22 protein-coding genes and 1 pseudogene are annotated in these 23,180 nt (G+C 42.8%); 17 read left to right on the plus strand and 6 right to left on the minus strand.

The features are described from left to right. The first annotated feature begins 11 nt into the window (after positions 1–11). Positions 12–1,265 (plus strand): NRAMP family divalent metal transporter, encoded by a 1,254-nt coding sequence (locus tag STRCR_RS04475; protein ID WP_004225217.1) that lies wholly within the window; start codon positions 12–14, stop codon positions 1,263–1,265. Positions 1,266–1,437: 172 nt separating this feature from the next. On the opposite strand, the gene STRCR_RS11660 is transcribed toward STRCR_RS04475, so the two are convergent. Beyond that, on the minus strand, positions 1,438–1,797 hold the full coding sequence (locus tag STRCR_RS11660) for a DUF3397 family protein (RefSeq protein WP_004229246.1): 360 nt from the start codon (positions 1,795–1,797) through the stop codon (positions 1,438–1,440). Between the two features lie 179 nt (positions 1,798–1,976). On the opposite strand from STRCR_RS11660, the gene rplK reads away from it, so the two are divergent. The 14 genes and pseudogenes from rplK (at position 1,977) to STRCR_RS04555 (ending at position 16,219) form a co-directional block, all read left to right on the plus strand. After that, on the plus strand, positions 1,977–2,402 hold the full coding sequence (rplK, locus tag STRCR_RS04485; RefSeq protein WP_004226069.1) for a 50S ribosomal protein L11: 426 nt from the start codon (positions 1,977–1,979) through the stop codon (positions 2,400–2,402). A 95-nt stretch (positions 2,403–2,497) separates the two neighbouring features. After that, the gene (gene rplA, locus STRCR_RS04490) at positions 2,498–3,187 is read left to right on the plus strand and encodes a 50S ribosomal protein L1 (RefSeq protein ID WP_004229120.1); all 690 of its coding nucleotides are present in this window, start codon (positions 2,498–2,500) and stop codon (positions 3,185–3,187) included. 147 nt (positions 3,188–3,334) lie between these two features. Next, positions 3,335–4,066, plus strand: coding sequence for a UMP kinase (gene pyrH / locus STRCR_RS04495; protein ID WP_004226566.1), 732 nt, complete (start codon positions 3,335–3,337; stop codon positions 4,064–4,066). A gap of 21 nt (positions 4,067–4,087) precedes the next feature. Continuing rightward, on the plus strand, positions 4,088–4,645 hold the full coding sequence (frr, locus tag STRCR_RS04500) for a ribosome recycling factor (protein ID WP_003048881.1): 558 nt from the start codon (positions 4,088–4,090) through the stop codon (positions 4,643–4,645). A gap of 63 nt (positions 4,646–4,708) precedes the next feature. After that, a complete protein-coding gene (locus STRCR_RS04505; protein ID WP_004226311.1) occupies positions 4,709–5,563 on the plus strand; it encodes a CvfB family protein in 855 nt (284 codons plus the stop codon). Between the two features lie 583 nt (positions 5,564–6,146). Next, positions 6,147–6,980, plus strand: coding sequence for an amino acid ABC transporter substrate-binding protein (locus STRCR_RS04515; RefSeq protein WP_004229684.1), 834 nt, complete (start codon positions 6,147–6,149; stop codon positions 6,978–6,980). A gap of 165 nt (positions 6,981–7,145) precedes the next feature. Beyond that, positions 7,146–8,036 (plus strand): MetQ/NlpA family ABC transporter substrate-binding protein, encoded by an 891-nt coding sequence (locus STRCR_RS04520; protein WP_004225691.1) that lies wholly within the window; start codon positions 7,146–7,148, stop codon positions 8,034–8,036. A 161-nt stretch (positions 8,037–8,197) separates the two neighbouring features. Next, positions 8,198–9,571 carry a M20/M25/M40 family metallo-hydrolase gene (locus STRCR_RS04525; RefSeq protein ID WP_004229373.1) on the plus strand — a complete coding sequence of 458 codons (1,374 nt, stop codon included), beginning with the start codon at positions 8,198–8,200 and terminating at the stop codon, positions 9,569–9,571. Continuing rightward, positions 9,564–10,625, plus strand: coding sequence for a methionine ABC transporter ATP-binding protein (locus STRCR_RS04530; protein WP_004227614.1), 1,062 nt, complete (start codon positions 9,564–9,566; stop codon positions 10,623–10,625). The genes STRCR_RS04525 and STRCR_RS04530 overlap by 8 nt, the downstream gene beginning before the upstream one ends. After that, complete coding sequence (locus tag STRCR_RS04535) at positions 10,625–11,314, plus strand: methionine ABC transporter permease (protein WP_004227473.1); 690 nt, start codon at positions 10,625–10,627, stop codon at positions 11,312–11,314. The genes STRCR_RS04530 and STRCR_RS04535 overlap by 1 nt, the downstream gene beginning before the upstream one ends. A 221-nt stretch (positions 11,315–11,535) precedes the next feature. Further along, positions 11,536–12,288, plus strand: a complete 753-nt coding sequence (locus STRCR_RS04540; protein ID WP_004226549.1) for an ABC transporter ATP-binding protein — start codon at positions 11,536–11,538, stop codon at positions 12,286–12,288. A gap of 1 nt (position 12,289) precedes the next feature. Beyond that, positions 12,290–14,241: pseudogene (locus tag STRCR_RS04545) on the plus strand (ABC transporter permease). Between the two features lie 362 nt (positions 14,242–14,603). Further along, positions 14,604–15,272, plus strand: coding sequence for a response regulator transcription factor (locus STRCR_RS04550; RefSeq protein ID WP_004229714.1), 669 nt, complete (start codon positions 14,604–14,606; stop codon positions 15,270–15,272). Next, complete coding sequence (locus tag STRCR_RS04555; protein WP_004226161.1) at positions 15,269–16,219, plus strand: sensor histidine kinase; 951 nt, start codon at positions 15,269–15,271, stop codon at positions 16,217–16,219. Before STRCR_RS04550 ends, STRCR_RS04555 begins: the two co-directional genes overlap by 4 nt. A 96-nt stretch (positions 16,220–16,315) precedes the next feature. On the opposite strand, the gene lysS is transcribed toward STRCR_RS04555, so the two are convergent. After that, positions 16,316–17,806 carry a lysine--tRNA ligase gene (gene lysS / locus STRCR_RS04560; RefSeq protein ID WP_004227535.1) on the minus strand — a complete coding sequence of 497 codons (1,491 nt, stop codon included), beginning with the start codon at positions 17,804–17,806 and terminating at the stop codon, positions 16,316–16,318. Between the two features lie 210 nt (positions 17,807–18,016). On the opposite strand from lysS, the gene STRCR_RS04565 reads away from it, so the two are divergent. Then, on the plus strand, positions 18,017–18,748 hold the full coding sequence (locus STRCR_RS04565) for a DUF4767 domain-containing protein (RefSeq protein ID WP_004227699.1): 732 nt from the start codon (positions 18,017–18,019) through the stop codon (positions 18,746–18,748). A gap of 61 nt (positions 18,749–18,809) precedes the next feature. Continuing rightward, the gene (locus STRCR_RS04570) at positions 18,810–19,715 is read left to right on the plus strand and encodes an HAD family hydrolase (protein WP_004229064.1); all 906 of its coding nucleotides are present in this window, start codon (positions 18,810–18,812) and stop codon (positions 19,713–19,715) included. A gap of 275 nt (positions 19,716–19,990) precedes the next feature. Here STRCR_RS04570 and STRCR_RS04575 read toward each other — a convergent pair whose 3' ends face one another. Genes STRCR_RS04575 through STRCR_RS04590 form a run of 4 tightly spaced genes read right to left on the minus strand, consistent with a single transcriptional unit; the run spans position 19,991 to position 22,978 of the window. Continuing rightward, positions 19,991–20,641: an amino acid ABC transporter permease gene (locus tag STRCR_RS04575; RefSeq protein WP_004225348.1), complete on the minus strand. Its 651-nt coding sequence runs from the start codon at positions 20,639–20,641 to the stop codon at positions 19,991–19,993. A gap of 15 nt (positions 20,642–20,656) precedes the next feature. Beyond that, positions 20,657–21,361 (minus strand): amino acid ABC transporter permease, encoded by a 705-nt coding sequence (locus STRCR_RS04580; protein WP_004226909.1) that lies wholly within the window; start codon positions 21,359–21,361, stop codon positions 20,657–20,659. 17 nt (positions 21,362–21,378) lie between these two features. After that, on the minus strand, positions 21,379–22,200 hold the full coding sequence (locus STRCR_RS04585) for a transporter substrate-binding domain-containing protein (RefSeq protein ID WP_004229998.1): 822 nt from the start codon (positions 22,198–22,200) through the stop codon (positions 21,379–21,381). Positions 22,201–22,213: 13 nt separating this feature from the next. Beyond that, on the minus strand, positions 22,214–22,978 hold the full coding sequence (locus STRCR_RS04590) for an amino acid ABC transporter ATP-binding protein (RefSeq protein ID WP_004228678.1): 765 nt from the start codon (positions 22,976–22,978) through the stop codon (positions 22,214–22,216). Between the last annotated feature and the right edge of the window lie 202 nt (positions 22,979–23,180).

Genomic DNA, 23,180 nt, shown 5'->3' on the forward strand with positions numbered 1-23,180 from the left:
GAGGTAGCTTTATGACAGAACAAGTGACATCCACTTGGAAGACAAAACTCAGGGCTATGGGACCTGGAATCTTGATGGCTTCAGCGGCCGTCGGTGGTTCCCATATCGTTTCTTCGACTCAAGCCGGTGCTATTTATGGCTGGCAGTTGGCCATTGTTATCCTCTTGATTAATGTTTTTAAGTATCCTTTCTTCCGCTTTGGTTCGGAATACACCATGCAGACCGGTAAAACATTGATTGAAGGTTACGCAGAGCGGGGGAAACTTACCCTTTGGGTTTTCTTTATCCTGAATGTTTTTTCGGCTATTGTCAATACAGCAGCTGTTGGTATTCTCTGTGCGGCCATCCTTTATAACATTTTTCCAAATGGTTTTGGCCTGAGTATTTCTCAGTTAACGACTATTCTGATTGTCTTAATTTGGGCTATGCTCTTGATTGGCGGTTATAAATTTCTGGACGGCTTGGCCAAGTGGGTCATGACAGCCTTGACTCTGGCGACGGTAGCAGCAGTCGTGATTGCTATGTTCAAGCACCGTGAGTATGCTCCTAATTTTGTAGCACCAACGCCTTGGCGCTTAGCAGCCCTGCCCTTTATCGTCTCTCTGATGGGCTGGATGCCAGCTCCAATTGAAATTTCTGCTATTAATTCTATGTGGTCGGCAGAAAAGCGAAAGAGCGTTAAAATGTCCTATCTGGATGGCCTCTTCGATTTTAATGTGGGCTACATCGGAACAGCTATTCTGGCCTTGATTTTCCTTGCTTTAGGAGCCTTGATTCAGTTTGGATCAGGCAAGGCCATTCAAGGAGCTTCGGCCCCTTACATCGCCCAATTTATTAAGATGTACACGTCTGTTTTAGGAGATTGGGCCCGTTTCTTGATTGCTCTGATTGCTTTCTTGTGTATCTTTGGTACAGTTATCACCGTTATTGATGGGTATTCTCGAGCTAATAATGAAACCCTGCGTTTGATTTTAGACAGAGAAAATTCATCCCAAAAGGCTCTTAATATTTGGATGACGGCTACTGCAGCAATTGGTCTCATTGTTGTCTATTTCTTCTCTGGGAATGTGGCTAATATGGTGAGATTTTCAATGATTGCTTCCTTTATTACGACACCTTTCTTTGCTTATCTCAATTATAAGCTGGTGATTAACGACGGTCATAAGATTGCCCCATGGCTCAAATGGCTTTCTATCGCAGGTTTAATTTACCTCTTTGGGTTTGCCATCTTCTTTATCGATGCCTGGCTGACGGGCCATATTTAGGACAAGAAGTCGGGGAAAAGGCCTGTCTCTATATGTAATCTTCTGAAGTTACATTACTTTGTAGATGAGGGCAAAGCTATCATGGCTGTCTATCCCACTCTCACATTTAAGGTATTGAATGCAAGTGAATAATATAAAAATCGGATTTCCTTTTGGAGATCCGATTTTTATATTATCGAAGGGCGATCAAAATGACTGTAACAATGTAGAAGACAGCAGTCAGCAGATACCCCATTCGCCAGAACAGCTTGAAAAATCGTCGGTAAGAGAATATTTTTCGCCTGCTGTTCCGATTGCTGCGGATAATGAAAAGGCATGTTGCGATAGCCAAGAGGCACATCATCAGGAGATACTGAGGAAAGAGGCTGTGGGTGAAATAAGTGCTTGAGTAATGAATAATAGCCCAAGCCAAGAAGGGCAAGGAAAGGTCAGGAAATTTGATGCTAAAGCGCTTGAGGTCGAAATAACGAACCAGTGATTGGGCTAAAAATGGTACCAAAAAGAAGTAAAGAATTGCGAGAATATATATCATAAGACTATTTTATCCTGATTAGAGAATAAAGTAAACTTATTCTCAGGAAAAAGTCAAAAATCCTTGCAAAATCAGTATATTTCTGTATAATATTAAAGGTGTATCTGGTTGTCCAGACATACTTGTGGGAGGTAAAAATCTTATCCTTACCGCCAAAACCACAAAGGAGGAAATTACAAATGGCTAAAAAAGTCGAAAATGTCGTAAAACTTCAAATTCCTGCTGGTAAAGCTACACCAGCTCCACCGGTTGGTCCTGCACTTGGTCAAGCCGGAATCAATATCATGGGATTCACTAAAGAGTTTAACGCTCGCACTGCTGACCAAGCAGGTATGCTGATCCCAGTTGTTATCTCTGTGTATGAAGACAAATCATTTGATTTCATCACTAAAACTCCTCCAGCTGCTGTTCTTTTGAAAAAGGCTGCAGGTGTTGAAAAAGGTTCAGGTGAACCTAACAAAACTAAGGTTGCTTCAGTAACGCGTACACAAGTGCAAGAAATCGCTGAAACAAAAATGCCTGACTTGAACGCTGCAAATGTCGAATCAGCTATGCGTATGATCGAAGGTACAGCACGTTCAATGGGATTCACTGTTACTGATTAAGTGTGAATCCGGCTGCACCTGATATCATCGGATCTCGATGGCGGTGTGGAAGATGAAAATCGATAGGACCACATAACACAAGGAGAATAGATAACATGGCTAAAAAAAGTAAACAAATGCGTGCTGCCTTGGAGAAGGTAGACACTTCAAAAGCATACAGCGTAGAAGAAGCTGTAGCATTGGCAAAAGAAACAAACTTTGCAAAATTTGACGCAACAGTAGAAGTTGCCTATAACCTTAACATTGACGTTAAAAAGGCTGATCAACAAATCCGCGGTGCAATGGTATTGCCAAACGGTACAGGTAAAACACAGCACGTTCTTGTATTTGCGCGCGGCGCTAAAGCTGAAGAAGCAAAGGCTGCAGGTGCCGACTTTGTTGGTGAAGATGACCTCGTTGCTAAAATCAACGGTGGATGGTTGGACTTTGATGTTGTTATTGCAACACCTGACATGATGGCAATCGTTGGTCGTCTTGGACGTGTCCTTGGCCCACGTAACCTCATGCCAAATCCTAAGACTGGTACAGTAACGATGGATGTTGCTAAAGCTGTTGAAGAGTCTAAGGGTGGTAAAATCACTTACCGTGCTGACAAGGCAGGTAATGTACAAGCTATCATTGGTAAAGTATCCTTCGATGCTGATAAGTTAGTTGAAAACTTCAAGGCCTTCAACGATGTGATCGTGAAAGCTAAGCCAGCAACTGTTAAGGGTGCTTACATCACCAACCTTGCTATTACCACGACTCAAGGTGTAGGTATTAAGGTAGATAGCAATTCACTTTAATGTCTTATTGTCTAAAGAGATTGGATTATCCAGTCTCTTTTTTGCGTTCTTTCAAGGAATCTTTGAGAAGAATTATTTTTTAAACCGCTAGGAGAAAACTTCCTTTTATGGTAAAATAGTAGGGATAAAGTATAAGGAGAAGGAATAATGGTAGAACCCAAGTATAAACGTGTTTTGATTAAGCTTTCTGGTGAAGCCTTGGCGGGTTCCAAAGGTGTCGGGATTGATCTGCCAACCGTCCAAGCTATGGCTAAGGAAATTGCTGAAGTGCATGAATTAGGGATCCAAATTGCTTTGGTTATCGGTGGTGGTAACCTCTGGCGGGGCGAGCCAGCAGCGGCGGCTGGTATGGATCGGGTTCAGGCCGATTATACCGGCATGCTGGGGACAGTCATGAATGCCTTGGTTATGGCAGATAGTCTCAAGCAGGTTGGTGTTGATACCCGTGTGCAAACAGCTATTGCTATGCAATCTGTAGCAGAACCTTACATTCGCGGTCGAGCCTTGCGTCATCTGGAAAAAGGGCGGATTGTTATCTTCGGTGCAGGCATTGGTTCTCCTTATTTCTCAACTGATACAACGGCAGCTCTTCGGGCGGCTGAAGTTGAGGCTGATGCCATTCTCATGGCTAAGAACGGTGTCGATGGTGTCTACAATGATGATCCCCGCAAGAATGCTGATGCCGTTAAGTTTGATGAATTGACCCATGTAGAAGTTATCAAACGTGGTCTCAAGATTATGGATGCAACAGCCGCTACAATGTCTATGGACAATGATATTGATCTGGTTGTTTTCAATATGAACGAATCTGGCAATATCAAACGCGTCGTCTTTGGCGAATCCATCGGTACAACTGTTTCTAACAAATCGTCAAATTAAGAAAGAAAAGGAAAAAGTATAATGGCAAATTCTATTATTGATAAAGCAAATGATCGTTTTAAACACTCGCATGAGTCACTTGCTCGTGAGTTCTCAGCTATCCGCGCTGGTCGAGCCAATGCTAGTCTTTTGGACCGCATTGAAGTGGAATATTATGGGGCTCCAACTCCCCTCAATCAATTGGCTTCTATCACAGTACCAGAAGCTCGTGTCCTTTTGATTTCACCGTTTGATAAAAACTCTATCAAGGATATTGAACGGGCGATTAATGAATCAGACCTCGGCATCAACCCTGCTAACGATGGTTCTGTGATTCGCTTGGTGATCCCAGCCTTAACCGAAGAAACACGTAAAGAGCTGGCTAAGGAAGTGAAGAAGGTCGGTGAAAATGCTAAGATTGCTATCCGTAACATCCGTCGTGATGCTATGGACGAGGCTAAGAAGCAAGAGAAGGCTAAGGAAATTACCGAAGACGAACTTAAGTCATTGGAAAAGGATATCCAAAAAGCAACCGATGATGCCGTCAAGAAAGTTGATAGCATGACCAACGAAAAAGAAAAAGAATTGCTAACCGTTTAATGGCAGCTGGGAGGGTCTGGGACAAGAGCGTCTCGGACCTTTCTTAGTCAATGAGGAGATAAGATGAACAAGTTACTAGCAAAAATTATTACAGCTATGGTGACAGACCAAAATGATCACTATTACTATGTGCAAAAAGATGGTCTGACTTTAGCCTTGGATAAAAAGGAAGGGGAGCATCAACTGGGCCAGATGGTTCAAGGCTTTGCTTACACAGATCAACATCAAAAGCTCCGACTGACAACTCTTAAGGTTTCTGCTACCCAGAATAGCTATGGCTGGGGCGTAGTGACCAATGTCCGCAGAGACTTAGGGGTCTTCCTTGATACGGGTCTGCCGGATAAGGAAGTTGTGGTTTCTTTAGATGTCCTGCCTGATATCAAGGAACTTTGGCCTAAGAAGGGGGATAAGCTCTATGTAAAATTAGAGGTTGATAAAAAGGACCGGATCTGGTCTCTCCCAGCTCAAGCAGAAGTCTTCCAAAAGATGGCTGGCCCTGCTTATGACAATATGCAGAACGAGAAGTTGCGGGTCATCGTCTATCGTCTCAAACTGTCAGGAACTTTTGTCTACCTGCCTGATAATAACATGCTGGGCTTTATTCATCCGAGTGAGCGTTATTCAGAGCCCCGTCTGGGTCAGGAGCTGGAAGCGCGTGTCATTGGTTACCGTCACGTTGATCGTACCCTTAATCTCTCGCTGAAGCCACGCTCCTTTGAGATGCTGGAAAATGATGCTCAGATGATTTTGGCCTATCTGGAAAGTCATGACGGTTTTATGATCTTGAATGATAAATCATCTCCAGAGGCTATCAAGGCGATTTTTGGCATTTCTAAGGGACAGTTTAAAAAAGCATTAGGGGGATTGATGAAAGCTCAAAAGATTAAACAGAGCCCTGAGGGAACAACCCTTCTTTGAATGGGGAGCTGGTCAAAGGCTCATCCAATCTCATGCTTTTGAATAAACTCTTAACGTAGTGGTTGGAAGTAAGACTTGTTGGCACTGCCAAGAAGTCTTACCCCTGCACAGTTCATTAGGTGCTTTAGCACCAATGAACCACTGTTGATTAGAGGTCCTTATCTTGGGGTGCAGTCCCATTTTCAGGCACCCCCTTAAACAGTCCACTGGACTGTTTAACTACTATGCAAGTGTTAGCGGCCATCCTAATCAACTGTACGGAGGTGGGACAACGAAGTCAATTTATATAAAAATCGACTTCTGTCCCACTCTCAATCGGGAAATGAAGTTTGCAAAGCAAGTGTCGAAAGCGGTCTGGGAAGAGAACGTTTCAGGCCACCACCTTAAAACTAGGACGTGGAACAACCCAAAATTTTCAATTTTTGGGCTAATCCTACTCCTTTTTTCTTAGTTCCGATTATCCTGATAGGGAAAGACTAAAGAGTGATAAAAATTGTTTATCGCTTGATAAGTTTTAAATAATTGTTTGCCTAGCTTAAAGATGATATCATGAGTTTACGATTAAAATTGTAAGGAGTTTTTTATGAAACTTAAAAATATTGTGAAATTAGGCGCTGTAGCTGTGGCTTCAGTTGCCATTCTGGCAGCTTGCAGTTCTAAAGGGGCATCTGGCGGAAAAGAGACTGTCAATTTTGCAACTGTAGGAACCACCGCTCCCTTCTCCTATGAAGACAAGAGCGGTAAGCTGACTGGCTACGATATTGAAGTGGCTAAGGCCGTTTTTAAGGGCTCTGATAAATATAAGGTTGAGTTCAAGAAAACCGAATGGTCATCTGTCTTTGCTGGGTTGGATTCTGGCAAATACCAAATGGGCGGTAATAACATTTCTTATTCTACTGATCGCGCTAAGAAGTATCTCTACTCTGAGCCAACGGGGACAACCCCAACCGTTTTGACTGTGCCTAAGGATAGTGATATTAAATCTTATGATGATATTGCTGGTCATTCTACCCAAGTTGTTCAAGGGACAACGACTGCTAAGCAATTGGAAGACTATAATAAGAAGCACAGCGATAATCCGGTTGACATCAATTATACCGAAGAAGATGTTACCCAAATCTTAGGCAGCTTGAATGATGGCAAGTTTGACTTTAAACTCTTTGATGCTCCGACAGTCAACTCAGTTATCAAGAGTCAGAACCTGTCAAACTTGAAAACCATTGATGTGCCTTCTGAGCAAAAACCATTTATCTACTTCGTTTTCTCGAGTGACCAAAAGGATTTGCAAAGCTATGTCAACAAGCGTCTAGAAAAATTGCAGAAGGATGGTACTTTAGCGAAGTTGGCAAAGAAACATTTAGGCAACAAAGATTATATTCCTACAGCCAAGGAAATGAAGGTACCTGCTAAAAAATAAATCATTGAAAGGAGGTCAGGCCTCCTTTTTTTGCTAAAAGTCGCTCATGGTCGGATTCTAGCGATATAGTTATTAGCTATAAGTCTATACAATAATAAACAATTTGAAAGCAGTCTATCCTTGTGGGATAATAAACTCACGATAATTTAGAAAAGAGGTCTTCTTATGAAGTGGAAAAAGATTATTGGTATCATTACAGTAGTAGCTGCGGCAACCCTGTTCTTGACAGCCTGTGGTTCTAAATCAAATAGTAAAAACGAACTCAAGGTTGGAATTATGACTTTGGACGATACGACAAAACCTGTCTGGGATCAGGTTAAAAAGGATGCGGCTAAGAAGGGCATCACCATCAAGTATGTTCAATTTACAGACTATAACCAACCTAATAAGGCCCTATCGACTGGTCAGGTTGATGTCAATGCCTTCCAGCATTATTATTTCCTTAATAACTGGAACAAGGAAAACAAGGGGAATTTAGTAGCGGTGGGTGATACCCTAATCAGTCCAATCCGTCTCTTCTCTAAAACAACCTCATCTGGTAAGGAAGAGTACTCAGATGTTAAAGATCTACCTGAAGGTGCTAAAATTGCCATTCCTAATGATGCTTCAAATGAAAGTCGTGCTCTTTTCTTACTTCAGGCTGCTGGCTTGATTAAGCTCTCTACCAAGAATGGTGACCTAGCAACTTTGAAGGATATTACCGAAAATTCTAAGAATATTGATATCACAGAGGTTAGCGCTGAACAGCTGGTTACTAATCTCAAAAATAAATCTTTAGATGCTGCGGTTATCAACAATGCTTATGCTCAGGAAGGTAAGATTGATTATAAGACGACGCTGTATACGGAAAAAATTGATGCAACGTCTAAAGATTGGGTCAACGTTATTGCAGCTAAGAAGGATTGGAAAAAATCAGACAAGGCTGATGACATCAAGACTCTGGTTAAGATTTACCAATCTGATAAGATTGCAAAATTGATTGACAAGTCCACCCATGGTGTTGATCGGGCTGCATGGAAGGGTGCTCCAAAACCAGCATCATCCGGTAATAGCTAAAGACTAGATGAAAAACAAGGGGAGCTGGATCATAACTGTTTTCAGCTTCTTTTTTTATTAATGGATTACGCTTACGACTCTGCAGAAAAAAGATAACGATAACGTTCCTATTCTCTATTGAGTCACTGAACGGTTTAGTATCTTAAATAGAGGAGGTTAAAATGATGGGGTCAAATGAGAAAGAGCAAATCGCGAAGTTTGAGAATGATAAATTTGCTCAGGAGTACCTTGAGGTTTTGAGAAAACTAATTGCCAAAAAATCTATCTTTGCCCAAGGCATTGGTCTGAAGGAAGTGGCTGCCTATCTAAAGGATATTTTTTCTCAGGCTGGAGCGGAGGTTTTAGTTGACGAGAGCTATCAGGCTCCCTTGGTGCTTGCCAAGTTTAAGAGCCCTAATCCTCAGGCTAAGACCCTTATTTTCTATAATCACTATGATACGGTCCCGGCGGATGCGGATCAGGTCTGGACAGGGGATCCCTTTAAACTGAGCCTTAGGGATGGCTATATGTATGGTCGAGGCGTTGATGATGATAAGGGACACATTATTGCCCGCCTGACGGCTGTGTGTCAGTATTTGGCAGAGGTGGGTGCCCTACCCCTTAATATAACCTTCATGATGGAGGGAGCTGAGGAGTCAGCCTCAACGGATTTAGAAAAATACTTGACCAAGCACAGAGAAGATCTTCTGCCTGCTGATTTTTTAATCTGGGAACAGGGGATTAAAAATGCCAAGGGGCAGCTGGAGATTACTGGTGGCAATAAGGGCATTGTTACTTTTGATTTATCTGTGAAAAGTGCTAGCGTTGATATCCATTCAAAATTTGGAGGTGTTATTGAGTCTGCAACTTGGTACCTCCTTAGGGCTATTGACAGTATGCGTGACGATCAAGGGCGTATATTGATTGATGGTATTTACGATCAGGTTCAAAAGCCGACAGAAAGGGAATTGGAATTGGTCGAAAAATATGCTATCGAAAATGGAAAAGGTCTGACAGATTTATATGGCCTAGAATTACCTGTTATGTTAGAAGATAGACAAGCTTTTCTGAAACGCTACTTTTTCGAACCTGCTCTTGGTGTGGAAGGGATCCGTTCAGGTTATCTGGGCCAAGGTGTCAAAACAATTATTCCGTCGGCGGCTCAAGCCAAGATGGAGATGCGCTTGGTACCTGGCTTGACGCCAGCACTGGTTATTGATAAAATTAAGCGTCATCTGCTCAAGCATGGCTTTGACGCTGTTCAAGTGATCTACACTTTAGGCGAGGAAAGCTATCGTTCTGATATGTCGGCTGAGCCTATTCTTCGTGTGATTGATTTGGCTAAGCAATTCTATCCAGCAGGTCTAGCAGTCCTACCGACAGCTGCTGGCACGGGTCCTATGAAGATGATCCATCAGGCTCTTCAGGTCCCTATGGCTGCCTTTGGCTTAGGAAATGCTAACAGCCGAGACCATGCCGGAGATGAAAATGTTTCGATTGCAGATTATTATACTCACATTGAACTAGTTAAGGAGTTAATAAAATCATATGAATGAAGCTATTATTCAATTAGATCATATTGATATTACTTTCCATCAAAAGAAAAAAGTCATTGAGGCTGTTAAGGACGTGACGGTCCACATCAATCAAGGGGATATCTACGGAATCGTTGGTTACTCTGGTGCTGGGAAGTCTACCTTGGTCAGGGCCATTAATCTCTTGCAGATTCCTACAGCGGGAAAGGTTCAAGTTGCCGGTGATCCCTTATTTGATAAGGGAAAGGTGACCTTGGATTCCTCTAAATTGCGACAGAAACGTCGTGAAATCGGAATGATTTTTCAACATTTTAATCTGATGGCTCAAAAAACGGCTAGGCAAAATATCGCCTTTGCCTTACGCCACTCAGATTTGTCCAAGGAAGAAAAGGCTAAAAAGGTTGATCAATTGTTGGACTTGGTGGGATTAACAGATCGCTCCGATAACTATCCTGCTCAATTATCTGGTGGTCAAAAGCAAAGGGTGGCCATTGCTCGTGCGCTGGCTAATGATCCAAAGATTCTGATTTCAGATGAATCGACTTCAGCCCTCGATCCCAAGACGACCAAGCAAATTCTGGCGCTTTTGCAAGATTTGAATAAGAAATTGGGCTTGACAGTGGTTATGATTACCCACGAAATGCAGATTGTTAAAGATATCTGCAATCGGGTAGCTGTCATGCAAAATGGATCTTTGATTGAGGAAGGGTCCACTTTGGAAATCTTCTCCAATCCTAGGGAAGCCTTGACACAGGATTTTATCAAAACGGCAACGGGGATTGATGATGCCTTGGCTAAAATTAATCGTCAAGAGGTGGTTGAGAATCTAGGAGCAAATGATCGTCTGGTCCTGCTGCGTTATGCTGGAGCTTCGACCGACGAGCCCCTTCTCAATCAGCTTTATAAGGACTATGAGGTTTCGGCCAATATTCTTTATGCCAATATTGAAATTTTAGGAGATATGCCTGTCGGAGAGATGGTCGTGATACTGTCCGGTCAACAGGTTGAGTCTGCTCTAACAGTTATTGAAGAGGCAGATGTATCTGTCACGATTTTAAAGGGAGGTAGGAAATAATGGAGCTGATTGAAAAGTATTTACCCAATGCTTATGAGTTGGGCTGGTCTGGTGATTTAGGCTGGTGGTCTGCTATCTTGGCAACCCTCTACATGACCTTTTGGAGTTTCTTGATAGGGGCTTCTTTGGGACTGATTGCAGGTCTTTTTCTCGTTTTGACGGGCCCAGGCGGTGTCATTGAAAATCGACCAGTCTTTTGGGTGCTGGATAAGGTTGTTTCAATTTTCCGTGCGATTCCTTTTATTATTTTGCTGGCGATCTTATCAGGTATCACACTCTTTCTCGCTGGAACAACGCTTGGTGCGACTGCAGCCTTGGTTCCTCTTTCAGCGGCCACTTTTCCCTTCTTTGCCCGCCAAGTTCAGGTGGTCTTTTCAGAAATGGATAAAGGGGTGATTGAAGCAGGACAGGCTAGCGGCGCAACGCTATGGGATATCATCAAGATCTATCTCAGTGAAGGTCTTCCTGAGCTCATTCGCGTTTCTACTGTTACCTTGATTTCATTAGTCGGAGAAACAGCTATGGCTGGTGCCATTGGTGCTGGTGGTTTGGGAAATGTGGCCATTGCTTATGGCTATCAGCGTTTCCAAGGAGATATCACTCTAGTAGCGACTATCTTTATCCTTCTTTTAATTTTTATCATTCAATTTACTGGTGACTTTTTAACAAGAAAGTTGAGTCATAGATAATAAACGATGAAGAGTACCCTGCTTTGTTGGATGAGAATCCAGCAGTAGGGTGCTTTTTTGCTTTCTTACAAAACTGTAAGAAAGTAGAGAGCGATTGTAAGGTTGCAAAGGGGAATTTTTCGGTAAACTAAAGATGGTTAAAGATAAAAGAATCTGTTAGACCAATTCAGCTTTAAGCTGGTTGGTACTTAGGTTATAATAAATAGAAAAGAGGAGACCACATGCTGTTAGAAATTAATCATCTCAAGAAAATTTTCCGCACGCGCTTTTCCAAGGAAGAAACCCATGCGCTGCAGGATGTTGATTTTAAGATTGACAATGGCGAATTTATCGCTATTATGGGCGAATCGGGTTCTGGTAAGACCACGCTTTTGAATATTCTGGCAACCTTAGAAAAGCCGACGGAAGGTTCCGTCATGCTCAATGGTCAGGATATTACCAAAATCAAGGAGAGTCAGCTGGCTGGTTTTCGCCTCAGAAATCTAGGATTTGTCTTTCAGGAATTCAATTTGCTAGATACCCTGTCGGTTCGGGATAATATCTTTTTGCCCCTGGTTTTGGATCGCAAGTCCTATCAGGAAATGAATCGTCGGCTAAATGAATTAGCCCCCGTACTCAGGATTCAGGATTTACTGGATAAGCGCCCCTTTGAATTGTCTGGCGGACAAAAACAAAGGGTGGCAGTTGCCAGAAGTTTGATGGCCAATCCGCAGGTTCTGCTGGCTGACGAACCGACAGCAGCCCTAGACTATCGTAACTCGGAAGACCTGCTCAATCTATTTGAAACGATTAATTTGGATGGTCAGACCTTGCTCATGGTAACCCACTCAGCCAATGCCGCTGGTCACGCCAAGCGTGTGCTCTTTATCAAAGACGGTCGAATTTTCCATCAGCTCTACCGTGGTGATAAGAGCAACAAGGATTTCAGCAAGGAAATCTCGCTAGCCATGTCAGCCCTGTTAGGAGGTGAATAGGATGTTCTATCTTAAAATGGCTGTTCGCAACCTCAAAAACTCTATAAGTCAGTACGGTCCCTTCATGTTGGCCAGTCTCCTGCTCTTTTCCTTGCTTTGTTCGTCATGGCTGATTCTGCTCAGTCCTATGGGGAAAGGAATGAACACTGGGGCCACTACCTTGGTTTTAGGCATTTTTGTCCTGACTATCTTTTCTCTTATCATGGAGCGCTACAGCTACAAGATTTTACTCAAGCAACGCAGCCGTGAATTCGGACTATACAATATATTGGGGATGAATAAAGCTCAGGTCAGCTTTATAGCGACACTAGAACTAGGAATGATCTTTTTGGGCTTAATCCTTCTGGGTTCTGTATTCAGTGCGGTCTTCTCAAAGTTTCTCTATCTCATCTTTGTCAATATCATCAATTATGATAAGCTTAATTTAAAGCTGACCGTTCTGCCCTTTATTCTGACAATTATTATTTTTGCAGGAATTTTTCTGATCTTGGAACTGACAGCCCTCTGGCATATCAGAAAGTCCTCTCCTTTAAACCTTTTCAGTAAGCAGGAGCAGGGAGAAAAAGAACCTCGAGGCAATATTATCTTGGCAGCAGCTGGACTGCTGTCACTGGGTTGGGCTTATTATCTCGCTTTAACATCTACCAATTCTGCTGCTCTCGTGGTACTCTACCGTTTCTTTATCGCTGTTCTATTAGTTATTGCTGGGACCTATCTTTTCTATATCAGCTTTATGACCTGGTACCTCAAGCACCGTCGTAAAAACAAGGCTTATTACTATCAACCCGAACACTTTGTCACCACCTCGCAGATGATCTTTCGCATGAAGCAAAATGCGATAGGTCTAGCCAGCATTACCCTGTTGGCCGTCATGGCTCTGGTTACCATCGGAACAACAGTATCCCTCTATAGTAATACTCAAAATGTGGCCAGAGAGACTTTTCCAAAATCCGTCAGAATTACCTATGCCACTAAGCATGGCGAAGGACGTCAGCGTCTGCAGGCTGATGTCTTAGACAAACTAAACAAATCGGACAAGGACCTTATTGACTACACTACGAGCATGATTTTTATGCCCCTAAGCACTCAAAAATCTGTACGTGTAACCGATAAAGATGTTCTAAAGGATGCTAGCCAACAGGGGTTTGTCTATGTCCTGACACAGGAGGATTTCCGAAAACTAGGCAATGATCTCCCCCACCTAAAAAAGAAGCAGGCAGCCTTCTATATCCAAAAGGGGAACAGTCGGTTAAAAAACCTCGATTTATTAGGACGGCATTATAATATCGTCAAGAACTTTAAAGCTGTGCAAATGCCAGACGTTACTACGACCTATAATCCAGGCGTTCTGGTCGTTGCTGACCGTCAAGAGGCTATGGCTATAGTAGCAGCTTACAAACCTTATTTATCTAAGATGACAACGATCGGTGAAACGTATACGGCCTACTTGGAACTGTCTGATAAGGAAATCAAGAAAGTTGCACCAAATGGCATTGCTATCGGCCAGAGTAAAGATGCGGGTCATCTGGATACACGCGAGGCTTCTCTAGCAGAAGGTTATCAGGTTTTCGGCGGTTTGCTCTTCACAGGTGTCCTTTTAGGCAGCAGCTTTATTTAGGACTGGCTCTGATTATCTACTACAAACAGTATTCTGAAGGGCATGAAGACAAGAAATCCTACCGCATTTTGCAAGAAGTCGGTATGAGTGAAGGGCAGGTGAAGAAGACCATCAATTCACAAATTATCCTCGTCTTCTTTATGCCTTTGGTCTTTGCTGCCTTGAACTTTGTGATGGCTATTCCCATGCTCAAGCAGATGCTTTTAGTTTTCGGTGTGACCAGCTCCAATCTGGTCTATCTTGTCAGCGTTATAACAGTTGCGGTTATCGCCTTGATCTACTTTATCATCTATCGCCTGACCAGCCGTACCTATTATCGCCTGATTGAACGCTGAAAGAGCAACTGATTATTAGGATTAAAGTTTCAAGGACCTCAGTCGATAGTGTCGACACAGGTCCTTTTATGTTAAAATGAGTTAAATGCGTTTGCACTTCTGAGGAAAAAGGGCCGTCTTCCTAGAGTCTCGGTACTTCTTTATCAGATTCGCTCGTTTTCTTTGGAGTGCTCAATGTCCTTGTATCTTGTAAACGAAACATGGATTAAAAACATCGAGAAAGGGACCGCCTGCCTTGTATGCAAGCCTACGGTGTTACCCTCTGTTGTCTTGCCTTGCCGCTTTTGTATCTTGCGAAAGGAAAGCCAGCGTGGCAGAAAAGAGCAGAGCCGCTTTTCCCTCACCATCCAGAAAGGAAGCTTATGACTCAGACACAAGAGAGAATCTATCTTGTTGAAGATGATCAGACCATTGTATCGCTACTTAGCCAGCACCTGTCCGATCGCTATCAGGTAGCCAGTGTCCGCAATTTTCGTGATGTCCGCCGAGAAGCTGAAGATTTTAAACCAGACCTCATCTTAATGGATATTACCTTGCCTTATTTCAACGGCTTTTATTGGACAACAGAGATTCGCAAGTCTATGACTGTCCCTATTATTTTTATATCGTCCAGTGATGATGAGATGGATATGGTCATGGCCCTCAATATGGGTGGCGATGATTTTATTGCCAAGCCTTTCTCACTGCCCCTTTTGGATGCTAAAATTTCCGCCTTCCTGCGCCGGGCTCAGCAATTTACAGCTGATGTCCTGCATATAGGTGATTTTAGCCTGACACGTGACGGCCTTTTGTCGAATGGTGACAGGCAGGTTACCTTATCGCCGACAGAAAATAAGATTTTAGCGATTTTGCTGTCTCATAAAGATCAGGTGGTGTCCAAGGAAGAACTGATGGAGAAACTCTGGGAAAATGAGAGCTTTATCGATCAAAATACCTTGAGTGTTAATATGACCCGTCTGCGCAAGAAGATAAGCCCTTTGGATTTTAATCATATTCATACGGTGAGAGGGGTAGGGTATTTACTCAAATGATTAGAAAGTTCATCAAAGAATACGGCCTCTGGTATCTGATTTATAGCCTCATAGCTGGTCTGTTCTGCTTAACTTTTTGGCTCTATCATTTGCCTCTGGCCTATTTTATCAATAGTCTAGCTTTAAATATCGTTATTTTGTTAGGGTTCAGCCTCTGGCTTTATATCCGTTTTTACAGTAAGCTAAAACAGATAACTAGCGCCACAGTCAATTTAGAACTGACGGATTTAAAAATGTGGCAGACTCCCAGTGATCAAGCCTATCAAACCATTATCGCTGATTTAAAGGCTGGAGAAGCAGAGCATCAACTGCAGGCTATCAGTCAAATTAGGCAGTTAGAATCTGTCGTTAAGATGCGGTCTCATCAGATGAAAGTGCCTATCTCGGCTATATCGCTTATGGCTCAGACAGATAATTTGGACAAACAAGAGGTAAGGCAGCAATTGCTCCGCCTGCAAAATTATCTGTCTACCCTCTTAGCCTATTTTAAATTTAGCCAGCATCAAGATGATTTTCGTTTTGAAAATATCTCGGTAAGGAAAGTGGCAGTGGATTTAGTCAAGACTTACCGAATCGCCTGTCTGGCCAAAGAACTTTCTGTTGAGATTGAGGGAGAGTGGCAGATTAAGACCGATAAGAAATGGCTGACCTTCGCTATTTCGCAAATTTTAGATAATGCTATTAAATACTCTAGGCCGCAGGGAAAGATTATCTTATCCATGACGCAAACAGGTCTGACTATTACGGACCAAGGATTGGGCATTCTCCCAGAGGATCTGCCTAGACTTTTTGAAGAAGGCTTTACTGGTTATAATGGCCATGAGCACCAGAAGGCTACTGGATTTGGTCTTTACATGACCAAGCAGATACTAGACAGTTTAGAGCTTTCTATCCGAATAACCAGCCAGGTCGGGCAGGGAACTAGTGTCAGAATTACAAAATCATAGTTCCATATCACAATGACCAAGACCTCGATTGCTGGTCAGTCAATCTTAGTTTTTAACATAATAAATAAAACCACCCGTGAAAAGGTGGTTTTAAATTTATTTCATCGTAGGGAACAACAATACGTCGCGAATGGTTGTGGTATCGGTTAGCAGCATGACCAAACGATCGATTCCAATACCTAGTCCGCCTGTTGGCGGCATACCGTATTCGAGGGCTTCAATATAATCGTAGTCGATACCTGTTGCTTCATCATCACCAAGTTCTTTGGCAGCTGCCTGAGCCTTGAAACGTTCTAACTGATCAATTGGATCATTTAACTCGGTAAAGGCATTGCCGTATTCATTGGCCATGATAAAGAGTTCAAAACGATCGGTGAAGCGCGGATCATCTGTATTTTTCTTAGCCAGAGGAGAGACTTCAACTGGATGTCCGTAGACAAAGGTTGGCTGAATCAGCGTTTCTTCAACGAATTCTTCAAAGAAGGCGTTAATAATATGTCCAACAGATGTAAAGTGGTTCTCAAGCGGAACATTTTTTTTCCGTGCTAGCGCTTGAGCTTCTTCTAAAGACATTTCCTGCCAAAAATCAACTCCTGTTACTTCCTTGATAGCATCAACCATGTGCACACGCTTGAAGGGTTCGTTGATTTTGATTTCAGTGTCTTGATAAATGACAGCAGCATCCCCCTTAACGGATTTAGCGGCATGCTGAATAATGCCTTCGGTCAGATCCATGATATCATTGAAATCTGCATAGGCCTGATACACTTCAATGGAGGTAAATTCAGGGTTATGGGTAGCATCCATTCCCTCGTTGCGGAAGATGCGGCCGATTTCATAAACACGCTCCATACCACCGACAATCAGGCGTTTGAGGTGGAGTTCGGTTGCAATCCGCAGTACCATGTCCATATCCTGAGCATTGTGGTGGGTAATAAATGGCTTAGCCGCTGCCCCACCGGCTTCATTGTGGAGAACAGGTGTTTCAACTTCCAAGAAGCCAAGGCTGTCCAGATAACGGCGAATTTCAGAAATGATTTGTGAGCGAGTGACAAAGCGTTCGAAGCTGTCACGATTGGTAATCAAATCCAAATAGCGCTTGCGGTACTTGGTTTCCACATCTGTTAGACCGTGGAATTTTTCAGGCAGGGGACGCAGGGCCTTGGACAGATGCGTAATATGAGTTGCCTTGATAGAAAGTTCTCCCATATCGGTTCGCATGACTTCACCCTCAACGCCCAAGAAGTCGCCAATATCCGCCTTTTTGAAAATTTGGTAGTTTTCCTCACCAACGGCATCTTTACGGACATAGATTTGAATTTGCCCTTCCCGATCTTGCAGGTGGGCGAAGCCGACTTTACCTTTACCACGTTTGGTCATGAGGCGGCCAGCAATAGTAGCGGTTTCGTTAAGCTTATGAAGTTCTTCCTTGGACTTATCATCATATTTAGCCTTGAGCTCAGCTGAATTTGCAGTTCGTTCAAAGCGTTTGCCAAAAGGGTCAATGCCCATTTCGGACAAAGCCGCCATTTTTTCTCGGCGGACAATTTGTTGGTCATTCAATTCTTGCTTATGTTCCTGAGACATGTTTATCCTCCAGTAGTTACTCCAATCTATTTTATCATAAAATAGAAACATGTGATATAGGAAAATAAGTGCAAAACCGCTATTTGAGGTAAAAAATGTAGCAAAAATGAAACTTTAATAGTTACCCTAAACTAATAATTAGAGGAGCCTTGTCTGTGGTTTGCCAACTATGCTACAATAGAGATAAGTATTATGAAAGGAAAGCTATTGATGAAAAAATTAAGTCAGAAAGAGTTGGAATGGATTGCAGCCTTTGAAGAAATCAATCATCGCAAACCGACACCAAAAGAGGTTCAAGAAGCCTTTGCCAACCAACAAAAGCAGGGGTCAAGTCAGGTTAAGAATGCCTCTAGTAATCGTAAGAATAAGCATCAGCTAGCGCTCAGTCTGTTGATTCTTGCCTTATTAGCCATTATCGCAGTACTGGTTTTCCAACTAAAGCAAGAGAAGTCCCAGTCTGTCCGCACCCAACAGACCAGTCAGAGGAATAACCGTGTCCGTAAATCTCGTTCACCATCAAAGCCCTCGTCCTCTTCTAGTCAAAGTTCTTCCTCAAGCCAATCCTCCCATTCTTCCTCAGAAGCTGATCATCAAAACGAGAAATCCCAGTATTGGAATGCTAACAAGGCCAGCCAGTTGGCAGACTTTATGGATTCCTGGGGGAGACAGATGAAGCAGCCAAACTACAAGAAAATAGCGGTTGACCTCCCTGTCTACTGGCAGGATGGCAGCAAACTCAGCAGTGATGAGACGATTGTGGATGCTTATGAGTATTGGTACGGTAACGGTACCAGCGTCCATCGCTACATTTTTGTGATCAGTGCTTCTGGTGAACCTAAGGTTCTCTACTCGCAAGATACCAATGGTGACCGTTATGTTGTTAAAGAAACTGAAAATCAAGAGCTAAAAACTGGTTTTAGCGATATTGTGACTGGCGATTAGCGTTTGTCATTCTTCTCAAAAGATAGTATAATTTTTGGGAAATAAAATCGAAAGGTCTATCATGATTACTTCTATTGTTTTTGACGTTGATGATACTATTTATGATCAGCAAGCTCCCTATCGTCTGGCTATAGAACAATGCTTTCCAGACTTTGATATGAGCCAAATAAATCAAGCTTATATCAGGTTCCGTCATTATTCAGATGTCGGTTTTCCTCGTGTCATGGCCGGTGAATGGACAACAGAATATTTCCGTTTTTGGCGCTGCAAAGAGACCCTCTTAGAATTTGGCTACCGCGAAATAGATGAAGTGACAGGCAGCCGCTTCCAAGAAGTCTACGAGCACGAATTAGAAAATATCACCATGTTGGACGAAATGAGGATGACCCTTGATTTTCTAAAGGAAAAAGGGGTCACTATGGGAATCATCACCAATGGTCCGACCGAGCACCAGCTCAAGAAAGTTCGCAAGTTGGGCCTCTATGATTATATTGAGCCGGGTCACGTTCTCGTTAGCCAGGCCACAGGCTTTCAAAAACCTGAGAAGGAGATTTTTAATCTGGCAGCTGAGCAATTCGGAATGAATCCCGCCACCACTCTTTACGTTGGTGATTCCTATGACAATGATGTGGTTGGTGCCAAGGCCAGTGGTTGGCAGGCTATGTGGTTCAACCACCGTGGCAGAAAGCTTAAGACAGGTACTAAGCTTGTCTATGATGTAGCTATTGATAGCTTTGAGCAACTTTTTGGGGCAGTGAAAATCCTCTTTGACCTTCCTAATAGCAAGTTTTTCTTTGATGCCAATGACACAGAAAATCCTGTTCTTAAGATGGGAATCGAAAACGGTTTGATGATGGCAGCAGAGCGGCTTTTAGAAAGTAATATGAGTGTGGACAAGGTGGTTATTCTTCTGCGCCTAAGTAAGCAGCAAGAGCGAGTACTGCGAATGAAATATGCCTTACGATAATAAAGAAATGTATAAAAAGCCAAGCTTGAAAATGTCTCAAGCTTGGCTTTTTGCCTATTGATAGGCTAGTTCATTCCTGACCCTGACAGTCGATCATAAAATCCTGTCAGAGGTGAAGTTATTAGAGAGGATGAGTCCTCCTAAGCTGTCTTCTTATTTTGATATGAGATGACTCGATAGTGATAACAGCTTGGAAGTAGAGGGAGATAGCTGGCATAGTGCTCCCTGTTAGTCACCAGCTGCTTTTGTCAGCGAGATAAGGATCTTTTGATCCTTTATTCCGCTGCTCGTTCCCACTTTTTGGAGAGGTGGCGGGAATAACTGGAAATACTGAAGTTAATTAAGAAGTAAAGAGCGGTGATGGTAAAGTAGAGTGCGAAAATTTGGCTGGTTTCAAAATATTTACCCATCAGGATCTGACTTTTTCCGAAGAGGTCTTGGAGAGCGATAACCGAGTAAAGGAAGCTGGTATCCTTAACAACGGTAACAAACTGAGAGATGATTGAAGGTAGCATTTTGCGGATGGCCTGCGGCAAGACGATAATCCGTAAGACCTGAAACTGAGTCAGTCCTTGTGAAAGGCCAGCTTCGGTTTGTCCATGGTCAATGGCATTGAGTCCTCCGCGAATAATTTCTGCCAAGGCAGCCGAAGTGAAGATGGTAAAGGCTGTAATCCCTGCCGATGTCGCTTGAAGTTGGAAAATCAAGAAAACGATAAAAATCCAGAGAAGATTAGGAACATTGCGGACAAATTCAATATAGATGCTGGCGATCAGCTTCAAAACGGTATTTTTACTATTACGCATGACAGCCAAAATCATCCCAAAGATAGTCGAGAGAACAATGATGATAAAGGCCAGATAAATAGTTGTCCAGAGACCTTGGGCGAGGAACTTTAAGTTATAAGATGCAAATAATTCAGACATACGTTTTCCTCCTCCCTATAAATCGTAAGCTTTCTTATTGGTTTCTTCAACATGCCGGCCCCAGGTAGCAACAGGGAAGCAGACGATGAAGTAAAGCAGGGCTGCTCCTGCAAAGGCAGGAATATAGTTAGTTGTTTCGTAGGCCCAAGCCTTGGCAGTAAACATGATATCTGCTCCCGAGATAATCGCAACTGTCGCTGTATTCTTGATTAAATTGACGACTTGGTTAATCATCGGTGGAATGATAATCCGAATGGCCTCAGGCAGGATAATTAACCCCATCGTTTCACGGTAAGTGAAACCTTGTGATAATGCAGCCTCTGTCTGCCCGCGCGGGATAGATTCAATCCCCGAGCGGATGACTTCTGACATATAGGCTCCGGTATAGACACCGACACAGATTACAGAAGTCCAGAAAGCTGGGACCTTGATGGCTCCACTGGTTAAAATGGAGAGTCCGTAGTAGACAAAAACAAAGTGAACCAGTAGTGGTGTATTTTGGAAAAGTTCCACATAAACACGAGCGATAGCCTTGGCTAACTTGTTGCGAGATGAAGACATAGCTCCGAAGGCTAAACCAAGGACTAGAGCTAGCAAGAGGGCGCAGATGGCCATGCCTAAGGTGTAAAAGAAGCCTTTAGCGAATTGGCCAAAGTTGGCAAAGTAATCAGCCCACCGTGAAAGGGCGTAGGGACTAGTTGCTGTTATTAAAATAAACATAGGCTCAGAGCTCCTTTCTACTTATTGTCAGGGCTGGCAGGCTTGAGGTTATACTTCTGATATAGCTTTTGCAGACTACCATCTTTTTGCCATTGGTCTAGGAGACCGTTGATGTATTGGGTGACTTGACTGTTTGATTTCTTGCTGGCAATCCCGTATTCCATGGTGTCAAAACCTTGGTCAAGAATCTTGTTGTTTTTGCTGACGTATCCTGTCAGAATGGATTTATCAACAGAGAAGGCGTCAACTCGGTAAGCCCGCAAGGCTGTAGCCAATTCAGGGTAGCTTCCTAACTGAACATACTTGAATTTAATGCCATTATCAGAAGCAAAAGTTTCTAGGGAAGCCTTGGTTGTTGATCCTTGAGCGACTCCGATCGTTTTTCCATCCAAATTCTTGGGATTCTTGATACCAGAAGCCTTGTTGACTAAAAAGCCAATTTCATCATAATAGTAAGGCTTTGAAATACTGAAATTAGCCTGACGTTGGTCATTGATCGTGTAGGTGGCAATCATGATGTCAGTTTGCCCATTATCCAGCAGAGCTTCTCGAGTTTGGGCAGTAACAGCTGTATATTGGACCTTAACACCTAAAGTATCAGCGATTTTCTTGGCAAGATCCACTTCCATACCGGTGTATTTATCTTTTTTAGAATCATAGTAACCAAAATTAGGAACGTCTTGTTTAACACCGACTTTGAGAGTTCCTGAATTCTTAATCTTTTGTACTTGTGCTGGCAGTTTACCTTGGGTGGCTGCCTGTGCTGAATTTCCCTTGAAAAGGGAAAAGCTCCCTAAAGCAAGTAGCAAGGTTGCCAGTACGAGGGGTATTCTTTTCATGTGTCATCCCTCCTTATTCAATAGAAACTTTTTCACTGGTATGGTTGATAATCTTAGAAAGGAACTGTTTGGCGCGTGGTTCTTTTGGATGATCAAAGAAACCGTCCACATCAGTAGTATCTTCTAAAATTTCGCCATCAGCCATAAAGATGATGCGGTCGGCTACACTGCGGGCAAAGCCCATTTCGTGGGTAACCACCACCATGTTCATCCCTTCCTTGGCTAAGTTTTGCATGACGGCTAGAACATCCCCGATGGTTTCAGGATCCAAGGCAGAGGTAGGTTCATCAAAGAGCAGGAGTTCAGGATTCATGGCTAAACCGCGAGCGATAGCTACCCGTTGCTTTTGACCACCGGACAGCATGCCTGGATAAGAATCCTTGCGGTCCCACATATTAACATAGGTCAAGTATTGTTCAGCAATTTTCTCTGCTTCTTGTTTATCCATGCCTAAAACGCGAATAGGAGCCAATGTCACATTTTCTAGCACGGTCATGTGAGGATAAAGGTTGAAATGCTGAAAAACCATGCCAACTTCCTTGCGCAGCTGCACCAATTCCTTGTTAGACGCATTAGAAACTTCATGGCCGTTGACTTTGAGGCTGCCAGTTTCGATACTTTCCAAGGCATTCATGGTGCGAATGAGAGTTGATTTTCCTGAACCAGAAGGCCCTAGCAAGACAACGACTTGTCCCTTTTCAATTTCGAGATTGATATGACGAAGGGCATGGTAGTTACCATAGTATTTTTCTACATTATTATATTCGATAAGTGCCATAGATTCCTCCTTTGACGAAGACGTTAGCTGATTTGAATTCTGATGTCAGAAAACCTAATGTGGTATAAATTTTATCATAAGAAAGATTTCTTGTCAATATTTTCAGAAAATTTATACAGACTTGAAATAGACTTGTAAACCCTTAGTATTTCTATTATTTCGTGACTTTTGTTATAATAAAGGATAAAATATCAATTAATAG

The sequence above is a fragment of the Streptococcus criceti HS-6 genome, assembly GCF_000187975.2.
Taxonomy (GTDB): domain Bacteria; phylum Bacillota; class Bacilli; order Lactobacillales; family Streptococcaceae; genus Streptococcus; species Streptococcus criceti.